Below are 17,428 nucleotides of genomic sequence, written 5' to 3'. Positions count from 1 at the left end.
TGGCCCCGGTTTTTTTATGCTTGTCCGTTAGTGATTTGAGAACCAGTTGAGCTTGTTGCGAAGTTCCACCACCCGGCCAACCACAATCAACGCCGGGCTTTCAACCTGTTGTGCCAGTTCACCCAGCTGCGTCAGAACGCCGTTCACCACCCGCTGCGTAACGGCGGTGCCGTTTTCCACCAGCGCGACGGGCATCTCTGCATCCATACCCTGCTCCAGCAGTTTCGCCTGAATCGTGGCGGCCTGGTTCAGCCCCATATAGAACACCAGCGTCTGTTTTTCAGCAGCCAGGTTGTGCCAGTCCAGTTCGCTGCCGGTTTTCAGGTGCCCCGTTACCAGACGTACGCTCTGGGCGTAATCACGGTGGGTCAGCGGAATACCGGAGTAAGCCGAACAGCCAGAAGCTGCCGTAATACCGGGCACCACGGAGAAGGGAATGCCCGCTTCGCAGAGAGTTTCCAGCTCTTCGCCACCGCGGCCAAAGATAAAAGGATCGCCCCCCTTGAGACGCACCACGCGTTTGCCTTTCTGCGCCTCGCGCAGCAGGATCTGATTAATCTCCTCCTGCGGTACGCAGTGGTAACCTGCGCGTTTACCCACGAACACGCGATCCGCATCGCGTCGCACCAGATTCATGATGTCGTCCGATACGAGGCGATCGTAAACCACGATATCTGCCTGCTGGATCTGCTGCAGCCCCTTCAACGTCAGCAAGCCTGCATCACCCGGGCCTGCGCCAACCAGCACCACTTCACCGCGATGATCCAGCGGCTCGCTCAACAGTTGCGCTGTCGTCTCTTCAATGGCCTTCTGATCCTGATTCGCCAGCGACTGCGCCAGCCTGTCGTTAACAAAGAATTTTTCCCAGAAGCGGCGGCGCTCCCCAACGGTCTGGAAGGTTTGCTTCACGCGGGAGCGAAGTTGCCCGGCGTAGTGTGCAATCTGCCCGAGGTGCTGGGGCAGCAGGGCCTCCAGCTTTTCCCGTAACAGGCGAGCCAGAACGGGCGAACGTCCCCCGGATGACACCGCAATCATCAGCGGCGAACGGTCGATGATTGAAGGCATGATAAAGCTCGCCTCTTTCGGCGCATCCACCACGTTGCAGAAGATGCGGCGAACTTCGCAGGCATCGCTGACGCGCTGGTTCACGTCATCATTGTCCGTGGCTGCGATGGTCAGCCAGCAGGTATCAAGCAGGGATTCGTCAAACTCGCCAGGCGCAAGGGTGAGCATCCCTTCCTTCGCCCAGACCTCAAACTGTGGCGCGAACGCGAGGGCGTTAACGGTCAGTCGTGCACCTGCCTCTAACAGCAGACGTGCTTTGCGTTCGGCGACATCACCACCGCCCACCAGCAGGCAGTCGCGGTTGCGTAATTGACAAAATATTGGCAGGTGATCCACGACATTACCTCTTAAGAATGGGCTTTCGCCGGTGCTGTTGCGATGTTGGCCGGAGTCGGACGCTCCGCTTTAGGGGTAGCATACCAGTAACCTAAGCCCATAAATACTGCACCCGAAAGGGTATTGCCCAGGGTTACCCACAACAGGTTATGGCCGATACCCGAAAGGGTGAAAGCTTCGCTATGGTGTCCAAACCAGGAGAGGGCGAAGAGGGTCATGTTTGCCACGGAGTGCTCGTAGCCGGAGGCGATGAACGCCAGCAGGCACCACCAGATAGCGATAAACCTGGCCGCGCCTTCGGTACGGATTGCCATCCATATTGCCAGGCATACCAGCCAGTTACAGAGCGCGCCCTTGAAGAACAGAGCCATAGCTGGCTGAGTCGTCTTCGCCAGCGCTACGGAGTGAACGATGCTGGTATCCACAGGCAGCAGGCTTCCGCCACCCCAGCTATACAGCAGCGCGACGAAGACCGAGCCCAGCAGGTTACCCATCCAGGTTTGCGGCAGGATGGCCCACATCTGGCCCTGAGTAATGGTGCCCGCTTTAACGCCCAGCGTCAGGAACATGGTATGGCCCGTGAAGAGCTCCGATCCGGCGATGATGACCAGGGTTAACGCGATACCAAAGGTTGCACCCATTACCAGCGGACGAACAGAGGGCTCCAGCAGATTGCCAAGGGTGAAGATCAAGATGATGCCCAGACCAACGTAGGCGCCCGCCATCGCTGAGCTGACCCAAAAGCCGAGGGGGTTATTCTTGCTGAGCCGTGCGATGCGCGCAGCGTTAGCCGCACACTTGTTGATAGTGTCTGTGAACATGGTTTGATTATCCTGAAAATGAAAAGAAAAATGTAAAAAAGGGAGGCATTGCGCCTCCCAATAAGTGTTTAACCGCGCAGTTGCACCTGCCCATCCTTCACCCGGACGTCATAGTGCTTCACGGAGTGGCCTTCATCTTCCATACAGAGCCCGTCGCTCAGACGGAAACGCTGTTTTTTCAGCGGACTGGCAACCCACAGTTCACCCTGGTGTTCAGCAATCAGGCCGCGGGAGAGCACGCTGGACTCGAAGAACGGGTCGATATTGCTGATGGCAAAAACCTGTTCATCGTGACGTGGACGGAAAATGGCGACCTGCTCGTTACCTAAAAGCGCACATACGCCGGTTGCAGGCAGAATAGCGTCAATGCTGCAGATGTTTACCCACTGGCTCATACGTTTTCCTCCACCAGAGTGACGGGAATGCGTTCATACGGTGTTGCAGGACGGTGCTGCTCGCGCTCAGGCACAACCTGCACGTTCGGATCGCGCTGGGTGCTGTTGATGAAGTGTTTGAAGCGAACCTGAGCGGCCGGGGTGTTCACGGTTTCTGTCCACTCGCAAATCACCGCGTCGCGCAGGCGGGCCATCTCTTCTTCCAGGTGTGCGTTCAGACCCAGTTTGTCGTCAATAATGACCGACTTCAGGTAGTCGATGCCGCCTTCCAGATTATCTAACCACGGGGCGGTACGGGTCAGTTTGTCCGCAGTGCGGATGTAGAACATCATGAAGCGGTCGAGGTATTTGATCAGCGTTTCGCGATCAATGTCCGCCGCCAGCAGATCCGCATGGCGTGGTTTCATCCCGCCGTTACCGCAGACGTACAGGTTCCAGCCCTTCTCGGTAGCAATGATACCCACGTCTTTACCCTGTGCTTCCGCACATTCACGGGTACAGCCGGAGACGCCAAACTTCATTTTGTGCGGCGTACGGATGCCTTTGTAGCGGTTTTCCAGCTCTACGCCGAAGCCCACGCTATCGCCCACGCCGTAGCGGCACCAGGTGCTGCCTACGCAGGTTTTCGCCATACGCAGCGCTTTAGCATACGCGTGACCGGTTTCGAAACCGGCTTCAATCAGCTGACGCCAGATTTCCGGCAGGTCATCTTTCTGCGCACCAAACAGGCCGATACGCTGAGAACCGGTGATTTTGGTATAGAGGTTAAACTCGCGTGCAATGCGACCAACCGCGACCAGCCCTTCCGGCGTGATTTCACCGCCGGCAGAGCGTGGGATCACCGAGTAGGTACCATCTTTCTGGATGTTGGCCAGGAAGTTGTCGTTGGTATCCTGCAGCGGCGTATGCTGCGGTTTAAGGATGTAGTCGTTCCAGCACGAGGCCAGCAGTGAGCCCACTGTCGGTTTACACACTTCACAGCCATAACCCTGGCCGTGTTTTTCCAGTAATTCGTCGAAGGATTTGATGCCTTCAACACGAATCAGGTGATACAGCTCCTGGCGAGAGTAAGCGAAATGCTCGCACAGGTTGTTATTCACTTCGATGCCCTGTTTGGCCAGCTCGGCGTTCAGCACTTGAGTTACCAGCGGGATACAACCCCCGCAGCCGGTACCGGCTTTGGTTTCGGCTTTCAGCGCCGCAACGGTGTGACAGCCTTTGTTGATGGCCGCAACCAGCATGCCTTTGGTGACGTCGAAGCAGGAGCAGATCTGCGCGCTATCCGGCAGTTTATCTACCCCAATGGAGGGCTTACCGCTGGAGGCGTGAGCCGGGAGGATCAGGGCGTCCGGATTCTCCGGCAGCTCAATCCCGTTCAGAACCAGTTGCAGCAGGTTACCGTAGTCGCTGGTGTCGCCCACCAGCACCGCACCGAGCAGGGTTTTGTTATCCGGGCTAACGATAAGGCGTTTATAGACCTCTTTGCTTTCGTCGAGATAAACGTAGCTGCGAGAGTTCGGAGTGCGACCATGCGCATCACCGATGCCGCCCACGTCCACGCCCAGCAGTTTCAGCTTGGCGCTCATGTCGGCGCCCGCGAAGGCATTTTCATTACCCAGGATATGGTCTGCCACGACCTGCGCCATTTTGTAACCAGGGGCGACCAGACCGTAGACGTGGTTCTCCCAACTGGCACACTCACCGATGGCGTAGATATCCGGATCGGAGGTCTGACAGGTGTCGTTAATCATGATCCCGCCGCGCTGGGCCACGGCCAGGCCGCACTGGGTCGCCAGTTTGTCGCGAGGACGAATACCGGTAGAGAAGACGATAAAGTCGACTTCCAGCTCGCTGCCGTCGGCGAAGCGCATCGTTTTACGCGCCTCGGTGCCTTCCTGCACGATCTCTTTGGTATTCTTGCTGGTGTGTACCTTCACACCCATACTTTCGATTTTGCGTTTCAGCTGATCGCCACCCATGTGGTCGAGCTGTTCTGCCATCAGCATCGGGGCAAATTCGATGACGTGGGTTTCAACGCCTAAGTTCTTCAGCGCACCGGCCGCTTCCAGACCGAGCAGACCGCCGCCGACGACCGCGCCGCGTTTGCTACGGCGGGCGCAGGACTCGATGGCGTTCAGATCTTCAATGGTGCGATAAACGAAGCAATCCTGGGTTTCCGAGCCTTTAATGGGCGGGATCCATGGATAGGAGCCAGTCGCCATGATCAGCTTGTCGTAAAAAACCGTGCGTCCCGCACTGGAATGAATCACTTTTTCCTGACGGTTAATGGTGATAGCGCGCTCGCCCACCAGCACCTTCACGCCATGCTTCTCGTAAAAGCCGTCACGCACCAGAGAGAGCTCTTCGGCAGTGTGGTGAGAGAAGTAGGAAGAGAGATGCACGCGGTCGTACGCCTTACGGGGTTCTTCACAGAACACGGTAATGTCGAACTGGTCAGCCTCGGCTTTATCGAGAAGATCCTCAATAAAGCGGTGGCCGACCATGCCGTTACCGATGATAGCGAGTCTGACTTTGCTCATTTTTGCCTCGATTTCTTTTCTATTACTGCCTACCTTAACGATTCAGCAAAGCCACTTATTGATGTAAATCAAATACGCCTTCAACTACTCCTTAGTGAGTAGATGCCTGATTTGTCAGGGATTTTCTAAGTTGCGGAAATATCGAGCTTTTCGTCTTTGTTGAATTTGTGTACAAATTACAGGGTTATTATGCCGATCCGGCTACCTCTAAATTTCAGCCGCGTTCTTCAGGAGAACATCATGAGTACAGCTCCGCTTTGGCTTATCCAGAATGTCCGTTTACCTGGCCGTGAAGGACTCTGGCAACTTGCCGTGGAGAACGGTCATTTTGGCGAGATTACGCCGATGGGCGATGCCCACGCTGAAAGTTATGAAGTGCTTAATGGCCGCGGCGGCCTGGCGATCCCGCCGTTTATTGAGCCGCATATTCATCTCGATACCACCCAGACCGCAGGTGAGCCGAACTGGAACCAGTCCGGCACCCTGTTCGAGGGCATTGAACGTTGGGCGGAGCGCAAGGCGCAGCTGAGCCACGACGATGTGAAAGCACGCGCCTGGAAGACGCTGAAATGGCAAATTGCCAACGGCATCCAGTTTGTACGTACCCACGTGGATGTCTCCGACCCGACGCTTACCGCCCTGAAGGCCATGCTGGAGGTGAAGCAGGAGGTGGCCCCGTGGGTGACGCTGCAAATCGTGGCATTTCCGCAGGAGGGGATCCTCTCTTACCCGAACGGCGCGGCGCTGCTGGAAGAGGCGTTAAAGCTGGGGGCGGATGTGGTCGGCGCAATCCCGCATTTTGAGTTCACCCGCGAATATGGCGTGGAGTCGCTGCACATCGCCTTCGCGCTGGCGAAGAAATATGACCGTCCGCTGGACATTCACTGCGATGAAATCGACGACGAACAGTCACGGTTTGTCGAGACGGTGGCAACCCTGGCCTATGAGGCAGGCATTGGCCCGCGCGTGACCGCCAGTCACACCACCGCTATGCACTCTTACAATGGCGCTTACACCTCGCGGCTGTTCCGGCTGCTGAAGATATCGGGGATTAACTTTGTGGCTAACCCGCTCGTGAATATCCACCTGCAGGGTCGCTTTGACGACTACCCTAAGCGTCGGGGCATTACCCGGGTTAAAGAGCTGCAGGAGGCGGGGATTAACGTCTGTTTCGGCCATGATGACGTCTTTGATCCCTGGTACCCACTCGGCACCGGCAATATGCTGCAGGTGCTGCATATGGGGCTACATGTGTGCCAGATGATGGGTTATTCGCAGATCGACAGTGGGCTGAACCTGATCACTCACAAAAGCGCCCGCACCTTCGGACTGAGTGATTACGGCATCGAGACGGGAAATCCGGCGAACCTGATTATTTTGCCCGCGGAGAGCGGTTTTGAAGCGGTGCGCTGTCAGGTGCCGGTACGCTGGTCAATTCGTCACGGGCGGGTGATTGCCACCACGCAGCTGGCGCAGACCTGGATTCAGATGGACAACGGTGGGGAGGAGGTATTCTTTACGAAAAACAGCCCCTTCGCAGAGCGCAAAGGGGCATAAGGATTAGTGCGACGCTGCCGCCATGTTGTGCTGGCGGTGGCGGGTCACAAAGCCCAGTACCAGACACATGACAAACACCACGGCGTACAGACCGTTAGCGGTATGCAGGGCGGCCAGCGGGCCGCTGTGAGCCACGATAGGGCCGGTAACCACAAAGGTCAGCATGGTGCCGATGGTGCCGCAGGTCAGAACGAAGTTCACCAGCTTCGGCGAGGCCACTTTGGTCTGCAGCGATCCCAGCGTAATGATGGAGGTATAAATCGCGCTGGAGAAGAAGCCCAGGGTCAGAATGAACCATGGCATATGCTCCGGTGAACCGTTGATGAACAGATACATCAGCACGGTTGCCAGCCCAGCCAGTACGGTCAGAATGCGCTGCAGGTCGAAGAAGCGCAGGATGAAGCTAAACGCCCACATACCGAACATGTAAGACATCCAGAAATCGCTCACCAGTTTACCCGCGTCATTCAGACTCATGCCGAGACCTTTCGCATATTCCGGTACCCAGGAGATAAAGCCCAGCTGCCCCAGGATGTAGCACAGGGCCGCGATAGAGAGAAACAGTACGCCGATGCCCCATTTCTCTTTCACCACCGGCTCTGAGGTCGTCTGCGCTTTTTTGCCCAGCACCGGGAAGTCGCAGCCGAAGGTCAGAATAAAGATCGCTACGTACACCAGCCCGATGCAGGCGTATACCCAGTACCACTCAATGCTACGTGCCAGCAACACGGCAGCCACCATCGGGAATATCATGCCGGCCATGCTAAAGAAGGAGTCGGTAAAGAGCAGGCGAGCGCCGCGCTGACGGCCTTCATACATGTGAGTAATCAGGAAGGTACCGATGGACATGGTGATCCCGCTCACCAGACCCAGTACGAACATGGCGGCAGAGAAGAGCGCGATGCTGTGGCTGAGCATCAGGCCCGCCACGGCGGCAACCATCAGTACGAAGCCAAAGCGCAGCTGTGTTTTCAGAGGGACAATTTCCATCAGCCAGGCGTTCAGGAAGATGGAGATCAAGATCCCCGCGTTAAGGAAGGTGAAGGTGTTACTCATGCTGGAAACGGGCAGCTGGAAGTAGTCTGCGATATTTCCCATCACCATCCCGGTGACGATCACCAACGCGCCGGTCAGGGCGTAGGAGAAGAAGCTGATCCATGTGAGCTTGATGCGATTGCTGTTAGTCATGTCTGGCCTGTTCAAAAAAGAGAAGCGCCGGAAAGGGCGCTGAGAGCGGGCAGATTTTAGACATTAAAGTGATCCATTCATATCTTTTAAGAGAAATTTGAAGATCGTTGCAGTTTTATATGTGATCCAGATCACATTAATCGGCGAGATAACCAATCGTTTGCGCGGTAATAATTGTTTCATTTTCGTAAAATTAGGTAAAAGGCTGGTCTCGGCTCATACTGCTCTTTAGAATCAAGCCATTCGCTTTTTATACTGCGCTTTGTTAAGGAATTCTCATGCTCAAATCAACACTGGCGGCTGTTGCAGCTGTGTTTGCTCTTTCTGCCGTTTCTCCTGCTGCGCTGGCAGCGAAAGGAGACCCTCACGTTCTGTTGACCACTTCCGCCGGCAACATTGAGCTGGAACTGAATAGCCAGAAAGCCCCTGTATCAGTAAAAAACTTCCTCGATTACGTAAACAGTGGCTTTTATAACAACACCACCTTCCACCGTGTGATCCCGGGCTTTATGATCCAGGGCGGCGGTTTCACCGAGCAGATGCAGCAGAAGAAACCTAACCCGCCAATCAAAAACGAAGCGGATAACGGACTGCTGAACAAGCGCGGCACCATCTCTATGGCGCGTACCGCTGATAAAGACAGCGCAACCAGCCAGTTCTTCCTCAATGTGGCTGACAATGCCTTCCTCGATCACGGACAGCGTGATTTTGGCTATGCAGTGTTTGGTAAAATTGTGAAAGGAATGGACGTGGCGGATAAGATTTCTCAGGTGCAGACTCACGACGTGGGCCCATACCAAAATGTTCCGTCAAAACCGGTAGTTATCCTCTCCGCGAAAGTCCTGCCTTAATCGCCCTTCACGCGGGCATTCTACGTCCGCGATGCGTTTTCCTCCCTGCGGAACCGCTATTTGCTGCTTATACTTGTGGCAAACACGGACACAAGCAGGGAGGACATAAGTGAAAAAGCTCACCGATAAGCAAAAATCCCATCTCTGGGAGCAGCTACGAAATGCCAATTTCCGGGCCAGCCGCCTCCTTGAGGGGGTCGACAGTCCACTGGTTACGCTTAATGCGGAAGAAGCGCAGGTGCGCCTTGAGGAACTCAGGAGGCACTATGAGCGATAAATACGGCGACGGTCGCGACCCTTATCTCTATCCCGGTTTGAATGTGATGCGTAACCGGCTGGGAATTCGCCAGGCCGAACGCCTTGCGCAGGCGGCCTATGAACTGACGGCTCTGCGCGCTGCAACTTTGCCCCTGGGGCCCTCTGCGCGCGGCTTGCCACATCTGTGCGCCATTCATCGCCATCTTTACCAGGATGTGTTTGACTGGGCGGGTGAGATTCGCGAAATCGATATTTATCAGGGGGACACCCGTTTTTGTCACTTCGCCTATATCGAAAAAGAGGGCAATGCCCTGATGCAGGATCTGGAGGATGAGGCGTACCTGGTGGGGTTGAACCCAGAGGAGTTTGTCGCACGCCTCAGCCATTATTATTGTGAAATTAACGTCCTGCATCCATTCCGTATCGGCAATGGTATTGCGCAGCGCATCTTCTTTGAACAACTGGCTATCCATGCGGGTTACCAGCTCAACTGGCGCGATATTGATCCCGAGGCCTGGGCGCAGGCCAATCAGAGCGGGGCGATGGGCGATCTCAGCGCGTTGCAGACCATCTTTGGCAAAGTGGTGAGCGAAGCGGGAGAATCTGAGTAAAATAGGGCGGCGATTGTTGACCCGGAGCCGCCATGATTTTACTGATTGATAATTACGATTCGTTCACCTGGAACCTGTACCAGTATTTTTGCGAGCTGGGGGCCAAGGTGGAAGTACGACGAAACGATGCGCTAACGCTGGCGGATATCGCTGCTCTGGATCCACAAAAAATCGTTATCTCGCCTGGCCCCTGCACGCCTGATGAGTCAGGGATCTCGCTTGAGGTCATCCGCCATTATGCCGGTAACATACCGCTGCTCGGCGTCTGCCTCGGCCATCAGGCCATTGCTCAGGTATTTGGCGCGAGCATTGTCCGTGCAGCAAGGGTCATGCATGGTAAAACCAGCCCCATCACCCATAGCGGGACCGGCGTTTTCCAGGGGCTAAACAACCCGCTCACCGTGACCCGCTATCACTCGCTGTTAATTGATCCTGCTACGCTTCCCGCCTGCTTTGAGGTCACCGCCTGGAGTGAGACGCAGGAGATCATGGGTATCCGCCATCGTGAGTGGGATCTGGAAGGCGTCCAGTTCCATCCGGAGAGCATTCTTAGCGAACAGGGGCACCAACTGCTGGCTAATTTCCTTCATCGTTGATTTTTAGTTGCCACAAAGTGATTCTTTAAGCATATTTCGTGATTATATTTTCACTTCCTGTTTTTGCTAAAAAAAGGGTGGGGTTACATGGCAACTGAACAATCTGCAATTACACGCGCGACATTCGACGACGTCATTCTGCCAGTTTATGCACCGGCTGAATTTATCCCGGTTAAGGGGAAAGGGAGCCGCGTCTGGGATCAGCAGGGGAAAGAGTACGTTGATTTCGCCGGCGGGATTGCGGTTACCGCGTTAGGCCACTGCCACCCGGCGCTGGTAGAGGCGCTGAAAACTCAGGGCGAGACCCTGTGGCACACCAGCAACGTCTTCACCAATGAACCCGCCCTGCGCCTGGGACGTAAGATCATTGATGCGACCTTTGCCGAACGTGTGTTGTTTATGAACTCGGGGACCGAAGCCAACGAAACTGCCTTTAAACTGGCCCGTTACTATGCCTCTACCCGCCATAGCCCCTACAAAACCAAAATCATCGCTTTTCATAATGCCTTTCACGGGCGGTCGCTATTCACGGTTTCCGTTGGCGGCCAGCCGAAGTATTCCGATGGATTTGGCCCGAAACCGGCTGACATCATCCATGTTCCCTTCAATGATCTGCATGCGGTGAAGGCGGTGATGGACGATCATACCTGCGCCGTAGTGGTGGAGCCGATTCAGGGCGAAGGCGGCGTGACGGCGGCGACGCCGGCGTTTCTGCAGGGGCTGCGCGATCTGTGCGACCAGCATCAGGCGCTGCTGGTCTTTGACGAAGTACAGAGCGGCATGGGCCGAACCGGCGAACTTTTCGCCTATCAACATTACGGCGTGACGCCAGATATTCTCACCAGCGCTAAAGCGCTGGGCGGCGGCTTCCCGATCAGCGCGGTGCTCACCACGCAGGATATCGCCTCCGCATTCCACGTGGGGTCTCACGGCTCTACTTACGGCGGTAATCCGCTTGCCTGCGCTATTGCGGGCGCGGCCTTTGATATTATTAATACGCCCGAGGTGCTTAGGGGTGTGCACGCGAAGCGTGAACGCTTTGTAAAACAGCTGCAGCAGATCGACGAGCAGTATGATGTTTTCAGCGAAATCCGTGGGATGGGGCTGCTGGTCGGTGCTGAGCTTAAGCCGCAGTTTAAAGGGCGGACGCGTGATTTCCTGCACGCTGCGGCGCAGGAAGGGGTGATGGTCCTCAATGCGGGCCCGGACGTGATGCGCTTTGCCCCTTCGCTGGTGGTGGAAGATAACGATATTGACGAGGGGTTGAGCCGTTTTGCCGCCGCGGTGAAGAGCGTGGTCCAGGCCTGATCAGTACGGCGTCCGCTTTAAAATACGGGTTAACCAGACACCGTGATGCGGACGTTGACGCCATGCCACCGACGAAATGGTGTGCATGGTGCTCAGATGCCCCAGTATGCGTTGTAGATGCTGCTCCAGGGTGCTCATCGGCCCGTGGGTCAGCGTCTCCGGCGCTTCCAGAATATTGGCGTCGCCACTCTCTCCCGGCGCGTCATAATCCAGCCGCTGCTGACAACGCTGCAGCGCAATTTCACAAGACTGCAGATAGCGCTCGGCCAGATCCGGCGTCAGCATGGTGTGTTCCCGTGCCAGCGTCGTCATGGCATTGATATGTTCTACGATGAACTGGCTGTGCGTGACCCACAGCTTCATGTCGGCCAGGTAGTGTGAATTGAACCCCGGTTCCTGCATCGCCTGATTCAGCGAGTTGAACAGGGCGTTGTGCGCCTGGTTCACCTTCATGCGCTGCCAGGCAAGCGGTGTTGGCTGAGGGTCACTGCTCAGGATCAGGCGAATAGCCTCCTGGTCGGCTTCCAGCGCATCGTGGGCGTTCTGTCGTAGCAACCCGCTTTGCCACTGCGGCCACAACCACACCATGCCGCCAAAAGCGATTAAACAGCCTATCAGCGTGTCTGCGAGACGGGCGATGATAAATTGATCGCCGTTCAGCGTGAGGAGCTGCAGCGTGTATACCGCGGTCACCGTAAAGCCGACCGTCGCCCAGCCGTAGTTTTTACGAATGATCAGGTAGCTCACCAGCGTAATCAGCAGCATGCTCAGTAACGTAAAGCCCTCCGGCACGTGGAAGTGCAGCGTGGCACCCGCGATAATCAGCCCTGCCAGGGTACCGCCTGCCCGGTGGAATATGCGTACCCGCGTCGCCCCGTAGCCGTTTTGCGTGACCAGCAGAACGGTCATAAGGATCCAGTAGGGCTTCGGTAAATGGAGGGCCATCCCCATCAGGCTGGCGATGCTGAGCATGACGCTGATGCGTGCGGCATTGCGCAGCGCGGAAGACTTGAGCGACAGATAACTTTTCAGCGCCGGGAAGAGCGGCAGACGTTTTTGCTTATCGGCCATCAGGTCGCGCGAGTAGAGCGGACGCTGGGTACGTAGTACGCGGGCGATGCGGCTAAAGTGCCAGGCACAGAACTGCCCAACCGGGTTTTCCGGGTGCTGCCGGGCGATTTTCTCCAGCGCGCCCAGCTGCTTGTCCATGCTGAAGCGGGTGGGGTAGCGGTGATAGAGAATATTATCCGAGAGTACACGCAGGCGTGCGGCGACGGTCTGGGCATTCCATCTGATCACGGCTTCGGCGTGGCTGCGTTCCACCAGCTTTTGCACCTCTTCCGGGTGATGCAGGCTGACGGAGATATGCTCCTGCAAGTCGAGCCCGACCTGGAAGGTTCGCAACAGACGTTTGTATTCGTGATTTCTGTTAGCTGCCAGCATGTGTAGCTGCTGATAACACTGGCTGATAAGATCCACCACCTTCTGCTGGCGGGCCAGCAGCGGCGGCAGGGATTTTTCCGGGTCGGTATGCTGGGTGAGCAGGGTATATTTCGCTTCGCAGTAGTCAGCGAGCTGGCGGTACAGCAAGCTCAGCGATTCCCGCAGCGGCTGTTCGCGCCACATCCAGAACCAGAACCAGTTAAATAGCCCATACCAGAGCGTGCCCAGCGTATAGATCAGCAACGGCTCCCACACCGGCATATTGCCCGCCAGGCTCAGGGTAAAGATGGCGGCAATCAGCGAGGCGGGTAGCAGCCTGGCATGCAAAGAGCTGATCTCTGCCGTCACCCCTAGCGTCATCGCCAGCAGGGTGAGAATCAGGGGCAGGGGGATGTCGCGGGCCAGAAGTAACTGGACGGCGAGACTACAGCCGGCAAAGAGCGAGCCGCCAACGATCAGACGTTTGAAAAAGCGTTTATGGGGGGTATCCAGCCCTGCGATGTTGCAGCAGGCAGGCACGAGAGAGAAGAGCAGACCCTGTTGCAGGTGGCCGAGAATCAGACCGACGGCCACAGGAAGACACAGCACCAGCGTTTGTCGAAGTGCGTAGTTAACTTCCGGGTGATAAATCAGCCTGCGCCACATAGATGCCAGAGACAAAAACGGCGTGACATCTTGCGATGGCACGCCGTTCTTTCGGAATTAACGCGTCCCGTAAACCACGATCGTTTTACCGTGGGCGGAGATCAGGTTCTGATCTTCCAGCATTTTCAGAATACGGCCAACGGTTTCGCGGGAACAACCCACAATCTGACCAATCTCCTGACGGGTGATTTTGATCTGCATACCATCCGGATGGGTCATCGCGTCAGGTTGTTTTGCCAGATTCAGCAGCGTCTGAGCGATACGGCCGGTCACGTCCAGGAAGGCGAGGTTACCCACTTTCTCAGAAGTCACCTGCAGGCGGCGTGCCATCTGCGAGGAGAGGCGCATCAGAATGTCCGGGTTCACCTGGATCAACTGGCGGAACTTCTTGTAGGAGATCTCAGCCACTTCACACGCGGTTTTTGCCCGTACCCAGGCGCTACGTTCCTGACCTTCTTCAAACAGGCCCAGTTCGCCAATAAAGTCGCCCTGGTTCAGATAAGAAAGGATCATCTCTTTCCCTTCTTCATCTTTGATCAACACGGCCACGGAGCCTTTAACGATGTAATACAACGTTTCCGCTTTTTCACCCTGGTGAATCAGCGTGCTCTTCGATGGGTACTTATGAATGTGGCAATGAGACAAGAACCATTCGAGAGTCGGGTCTGTTTGCGGTTTGCCAAGCACCATGCGCTGTTATCCTCTGTTATAAGCTGTCTCCAGAGCCGGGATGGACGCCTTCACTCTGGGGTTGCAATCGAATTCTTCCCCATTCCTGGGAATCGGGCTGTCACAATATTCAGCAGCCTGTAATGTGTGATGTCCTCTGCATACATGCGTAATGTCAATGTATTACTGTAGCATCCAGACTGTTTTAGCATAGCTTTAGCCGCCTGTCTCCTGGTGTCTCGCTTCAGCTTGATACAGGTCGCCTTCCGTTGCCAGAATTGTTACTGGCGCGTAATCTGTCAGGAAAATTGCAACTTCGGAGTTAACTACAATGCAAGCGCGTGTGAAATGGGTTGAGGGCTTAACGTTCCTGGGCGAGTCGGCTTCAGGGCACCAGATTTTGATGGACGGCAACTCCGGAGATAAGGCGCCAAGCCCGATGGAGATGGTGCTGATGGCCGCTGGCGGTTGCAGCGCAATTGATGTGGTTTCTATCCTGCAAAAAGGTCGCCATGAGGTGACAAACTGCGAAGTGAAACTGACCTCGGAACGCCGTGAAGAGGCGCCGCGCCTGTTCACGCATATCAACCTGCACTTCATTGTCACGGGTAAAGAACTGAAAGACGCGGCGGTCTCCCGCGCCGTGGATCTGTCAGCAGAGAAGTATTGCTCCGTGGCGTTGATGCTGGAGAAAGCGGTGAATATTACGCATTCGTATGAGGTGATCGAAGCGTAATTTATCGGGCATCGTGCGTGTTGATGCCCTCACCCTAACCCTCTCCCACAGGGAGAGGGACCAGGCTTATGCGATCTTCTTCCCTTCCATCAATCTTTGCACCAGCGGCGTCATAATCAGCTCCATCGCCAGCCCCATCTTCCCGCCCGGCACGACCAGCGTATTCATGTGCGAAATAAATGAGCCCTGCAGCATCGCCAGCAGCCAGGGATAGTCGATATCCTCCAGGTTGCGGAAATGGATCACCACAAAGCTCTCATCCAGAGAGGGGATGGCTTTAGCCGCAAAGGGGTTAGAGGTGTCCACTGTAGGGACGCGCTGGAAGTTGATGTGGGTGCGCGAGAACTGCGGCGTCAGGAAATTGATATAGTCTTCCATCGAGCGCACCACGGAGTCCATCACCGCCTCACGCGAATGTCCACGCTCGCTGGTATCGCGGGTCAGTTTCTGAATCCACTCGAGGTTAACGATAGGCACCACGCCCACCAGCAGGTCAACATGGCGCGCCACGTCGTGCTGTGGCGTGACCACGCCGCCGTGCAGCCCTTCGTAAAACAGCACATCCGTCGGCTCCGGCAGCGGCTGCCAGGGGGTGAAGGTGCCCGGCACCTGATTCCAGGGCACCGCTTCGTCATAGGTGTGCAGGTATTTGCGTGACTGTCCTTTACCGCTCAGGCCATACTCGAGAAAGGTTTGCTCCAGCAGGCCGAAATCGTTCGCTTCCGGGCCGAAATAGCTGATGTGCTTACCCAGATCGCGCGCTTTACGAATGGCCATGTCCATCTCAGGACGGGTGTAGCGGTGAAAGCTGTCACCCTCGACCTCTGCGGCGCTTAAATGAAGCTGAGAGAAGATTTTACGAAAGGCGAGGCTGGTAGTGGTGGTGCCTGCACCACTCGATCCTGTGACGGCAATAACCGGATGTCTGGCGGACATAGCAACTCCCTGAGTAGAAAGATGAAGCGATTAACCGCGAAATTGATTGCGGGGCATGACGTTGACGGTTTCATGTAGCTCGGACCACACGATCAGTACCTCGCCGTTTTGCAGCTGACGCTTAACATCGGCCACTTTCTGTTCGAGCGTGCGTTCTTGTTCACCATAATCTGTGCCTTCACGTAACACAAAGCTTTCAATCAGATTATCCAGCGTTTCGGGAGCCAGATCTTGCCAGGGAATGATCATAGTTTCGGTTCCAGGTATGTTGTCAGCCAGTCAGGAATACGGGTTTCCAGCCACATCTGTGGACGACGCAACGTGCCGCCAACAAAGCCGACGTGGCCGCCGTGCTCGGTCAGTTGATAATGGACGTTAGCGGGCAAAAATTCCTGCGCCGGGATGGAGTGATGATCCATAAAGGGATCGTCTTTAGCATGAATAATCAGCGTTGGCTTGGTGATCTTACTCAGTACGGGCATGGCGCTGCACTGGCGGTAATAGTCGATCGCATCGGCAAATCCGTGGATTTTCGCGGTGATCAGATCGTCGAACTCGCGAATACGGCGCACTTTCTTCAGCTGGCGCAGGCTCACCGGCAGCGTGTCGGGATAAGCCTTCAGCTTTCGCGCTGCATTGGCTTTCAGCAGGTTCAGTAGATAGCGCTGATAGACGCGCGAAAAGCCTTTTTCCATATGGTAACTGCACTGTTCCAGCATAAACGGCGCCGAGACGATAGCGGCGGCATCCAGCGGAACGCTTTCACCCTCTTTCGCCAGCAGACAGGCGAGCATGTTTCCCCCGAGCGAATACCCCACCGCAGCGGTAGGGGCCGGGCCGAGCGTTTCGGCCAGCCAGCGCAGGAACCAGGTACCGTCTTCCGTTTCCCCGGAGTGATAGATGCGCTTTTGCCGATTTGGCTCGCCGCTGCATCCGCGAAAGTGCATCACCACGCCAAGCCAGCCGCGCGCTTTCGCCGCCTCAATCAGACCGTGAGCATAAGGGCTGTGCAGGCTCCCCTCCAGGCCGTGGAACACCACCAGCCGGGGTTTATGTCGCGCACTGAGCGGCTCTTCACTCCAGGCTAAATCGACAAAATCATCATCGGGCAGGTCGAGACGCTGCCAATGCGGCGTAAAGCGCACTTTGCGGCGAATAAGGCGCGGCAGCATGGTTTGCAGATGGCGATTCGCCACGCCGCGCATGGGCACAAATTCTGCGCTCTCTTCGGTCGCAATGTCGAAGTCTGATGGAATAATTTGAGTCATAAGGATGATGATGATTCTTGTCAGAAATTTACTATACCTTCCGAATTGTACCCCGTTGAGCCCGTATTTCCGAAACATGAACTGATCCCGATCACATTTCCTAACGTTGATTATTACTCTCAGGCTAATGATTGCGCTCTACGCTTAATTGATGCCTTTCTCACCAGCGCGCACACTTTACTCAACGTTAAGCAAATCAGAATGA

General features: G+C 55.8%; 17 protein-coding genes. 7 read left to right on the top strand and 10 right to left on the bottom strand.

From position 1 onward, the window contains the following. Positions 1–27 precede the first annotated feature (27 nt). From cysG to nirB, 4 genes are all read right to left on the bottom strand, one after another. Complete coding sequence (gene cysG / locus JZ655_RS19250; protein WP_040078307.1) at positions 28–1,401, bottom strand: siroheme synthase CysG; 1,374 nt, start codon at positions 1,399–1,401, stop codon at positions 28–30. Between the two features lie 11 nt (positions 1,402–1,412). Continuing rightward, entirely contained in the window at positions 1,413–2,222 is an 810-nt protein-coding gene (gene nirC, locus JZ655_RS19245) for a nitrite transporter NirC (protein WP_207292515.1), read from the bottom strand. A gap of 68 nt (positions 2,223–2,290) precedes the next feature. Next, positions 2,291–2,617: a nitrite reductase small subunit NirD gene (gene nirD, locus JZ655_RS19240; RefSeq protein ID WP_040078310.1), complete on the bottom strand. Its 327-nt coding sequence runs from the start codon at positions 2,615–2,617 to the stop codon at positions 2,291–2,293. After that, on the bottom strand, positions 2,614–5,157 hold the full coding sequence (gene nirB, locus JZ655_RS19235) for a nitrite reductase large subunit NirB (protein WP_040078311.1): 2,544 nt from the start codon (positions 5,155–5,157) through the stop codon (positions 2,614–2,616). The genes nirD and nirB overlap by 4 nt, the downstream gene beginning before the upstream one ends. A gap of 240 nt (positions 5,158–5,397) precedes the next feature. Between nirB and JZ655_RS19230 the strand changes: the two genes are divergently transcribed. Further along, positions 5,398–6,714 carry a cytosine deaminase gene (locus JZ655_RS19230; RefSeq protein WP_207292514.1) on the top strand — a complete coding sequence of 439 codons (1,317 nt, stop codon included), beginning with the start codon at positions 5,398–5,400 and terminating at the stop codon, positions 6,712–6,714. Between the two features lie 3 nt (positions 6,715–6,717). Here the strand turns inward: JZ655_RS19230 and tsgA are convergent, their stop codons facing one another. After that, positions 6,718–7,902, bottom strand: coding sequence for an MFS transporter TsgA (gene tsgA, locus JZ655_RS19225; RefSeq protein WP_040078313.1), 1,185 nt, complete (start codon positions 7,900–7,902; stop codon positions 6,718–6,720). A 278-nt stretch (positions 7,903–8,180) separates the two neighbouring features. On the opposite strand from tsgA, the gene ppiA reads away from it, so the two are divergent. From ppiA to argD, 5 genes are all read left to right on the top strand, one after another. Continuing rightward, positions 8,181–8,753, top strand: coding sequence for a peptidylprolyl isomerase A (gene ppiA / locus JZ655_RS19220; protein WP_040078315.1), 573 nt, complete (start codon positions 8,181–8,183; stop codon positions 8,751–8,753). 109 nt (positions 8,754–8,862) lie between these two features. Then, positions 8,863–9,030, top strand: a complete 168-nt coding sequence (locus JZ655_RS19215) for a YhfG family protein (protein WP_207292513.1) — start codon at positions 8,863–8,865, stop codon at positions 9,028–9,030. After that, positions 9,020–9,622 carry a putative adenosine monophosphate-protein transferase Fic gene (locus JZ655_RS19210; protein ID WP_046886751.1) on the top strand — a complete coding sequence of 201 codons (603 nt, stop codon included), beginning with the start codon at positions 9,020–9,022 and terminating at the stop codon, positions 9,620–9,622. Before JZ655_RS19215 ends, JZ655_RS19210 begins: the two co-directional genes overlap by 11 nt. A gap of 32 nt (positions 9,623–9,654) precedes the next feature. Further along, complete coding sequence (gene pabA, locus JZ655_RS19205; protein ID WP_207292512.1) at positions 9,655–10,218, top strand: aminodeoxychorismate synthase component 2; 564 nt, start codon at positions 9,655–9,657, stop codon at positions 10,216–10,218. Between the two features lie 87 nt (positions 10,219–10,305). Then, positions 10,306–11,526, top strand: coding sequence for a bifunctional acetylornithine/succinyldiaminopimelate transaminase (gene argD / locus JZ655_RS19200; protein ID WP_207292511.1), 1,221 nt, complete (start codon positions 10,306–10,308; stop codon positions 11,524–11,526). Here the strand turns inward: argD and JZ655_RS19195 are convergent, their stop codons facing one another. After that, positions 11,527–13,614 (bottom strand): YccS/YhfK family putative transporter, encoded by a 2,088-nt coding sequence (locus JZ655_RS19195; RefSeq protein WP_046886748.1) that lies wholly within the window; start codon positions 13,612–13,614, stop codon positions 11,527–11,529. 57 nt (positions 13,615–13,671) lie between these two features. Next, on the bottom strand, positions 13,672–14,304 hold the full coding sequence (gene crp / locus JZ655_RS19190; protein WP_000242758.1) for a cAMP-activated global transcriptional regulator CRP: 633 nt from the start codon (positions 14,302–14,304) through the stop codon (positions 13,672–13,674). Positions 14,305–14,614: 310 nt separating this feature from the next. Between crp and JZ655_RS19185 the strand changes: the two genes are divergently transcribed. Next, positions 14,615–15,019, top strand: coding sequence for an OsmC family protein (locus JZ655_RS19185; protein WP_040078321.1), 405 nt, complete (start codon positions 14,615–14,617; stop codon positions 15,017–15,019). 66 nt (positions 15,020–15,085) lie between these two features. Here the strand turns inward: JZ655_RS19185 and JZ655_RS19180 are convergent, their stop codons facing one another. The 3 genes from JZ655_RS19180 to JZ655_RS19170 are packed head-to-tail and all read right to left on the bottom strand — an operon-like array spanning position 15,086 to position 17,223. After that, entirely contained in the window at positions 15,086–15,955 is an 870-nt protein-coding gene (locus JZ655_RS19180; protein WP_040078322.1) for a phosphoribulokinase, read from the bottom strand. 30 nt (positions 15,956–15,985) lie between these two features. Then, positions 15,986–16,204: a YheU family protein gene (locus JZ655_RS19175; RefSeq protein WP_040078324.1), complete on the bottom strand. Its 219-nt coding sequence runs from the start codon at positions 16,202–16,204 to the stop codon at positions 15,986–15,988. Further along, a complete protein-coding gene (locus JZ655_RS19170) occupies positions 16,201–17,223 on the bottom strand; it encodes a hydrolase (RefSeq protein WP_040078325.1) in 1,023 nt (340 codons plus the stop codon). Before JZ655_RS19170 ends, JZ655_RS19175 begins: the two co-directional genes overlap by 4 nt. Between the last annotated feature and the right edge of the window lie 205 nt (positions 17,224–17,428).

The sequence above is a fragment of the Leclercia pneumoniae genome (assembly GCF_017348915.1).
Taxonomy (GTDB): Bacteria; Pseudomonadota; Gammaproteobacteria; order Enterobacterales; family Enterobacteriaceae; genus Enterobacter; species Enterobacter pneumoniae.
The sequence above is the reverse complement of the archived record's forward strand: the minus strand, read 5'-3'. Positions and strand labels throughout refer to the sequence as shown.

Coding starts and splice junctions, on each gene's coding strand:
- argD (WP_207292511.1), top strand. CDS start 10,306: ATGGCAACTGAACAATCTGCAATTACACGCGCGACATTCGACGACGTC.
- ppiA (WP_040078315.1), top strand. CDS start 8,181: ATGCTCAAATCAACACTGGCGGCTGTTGCAGCTGTGTTTGCTCTTTCT.
- JZ655_RS19180 (WP_040078322.1), bottom strand. CDS start 15,955: ATGTCCGCCAGACATCCGGTTATTGCCGTCACAGGATCGAGTGGTGCA.
- tsgA (WP_040078313.1), bottom strand. CDS start 7,902: ATGACTAACAGCAATCGCATCAAGCTCACATGGATCAGCTTCTTCTCC.
- JZ655_RS19185 (WP_040078321.1), top strand. CDS start 14,615: ATGCAAGCGCGTGTGAAATGGGTTGAGGGCTTAACGTTCCTGGGCGAG.
- JZ655_RS19195 (WP_046886748.1), bottom strand. CDS start 13,614: ATGTGGCGCAGGCTGATTTATCACCCGGAAGTTAACTACGCACTTCGA.
- nirC (WP_207292515.1), bottom strand. CDS start 2,222: ATGTTCACAGACACTATCAACAAGTGTGCGGCTAACGCTGCGCGCATC.
- crp (WP_000242758.1), bottom strand. CDS start 14,304: ATGGTGCTTGGCAAACCGCAAACAGACCCGACTCTCGAATGGTTCTTG.
- nirB (WP_040078311.1), bottom strand. CDS start 5,157: ATGAGCAAAGTCAGACTCGCTATCATCGGTAACGGCATGGTCGGCCAC.
- JZ655_RS19175 (WP_040078324.1), bottom strand. CDS start 16,204: ATGATCATTCCCTGGCAAGATCTGGCTCCCGAAACGCTGGATAATCTG.
- JZ655_RS19230 (WP_207292514.1), top strand. CDS start 5,398: ATGAGTACAGCTCCGCTTTGGCTTATCCAGAATGTCCGTTTACCTGGC.
- nirD (WP_040078310.1), bottom strand. CDS start 2,617: ATGAGCCAGTGGGTAAACATCTGCAGCATTGACGCTATTCTGCCTGCA.
- JZ655_RS19170 (WP_040078325.1), bottom strand. CDS start 17,223: ATGACTCAAATTATTCCATCAGACTTCGACATTGCGACCGAAGAGAGC.
- pabA (WP_207292512.1), top strand. CDS start 9,655: ATGATTTTACTGATTGATAATTACGATTCGTTCACCTGGAACCTGTAC.
- JZ655_RS19210 (WP_046886751.1), top strand. CDS start 9,020: ATGAGCGATAAATACGGCGACGGTCGCGACCCTTATCTCTATCCCGGT.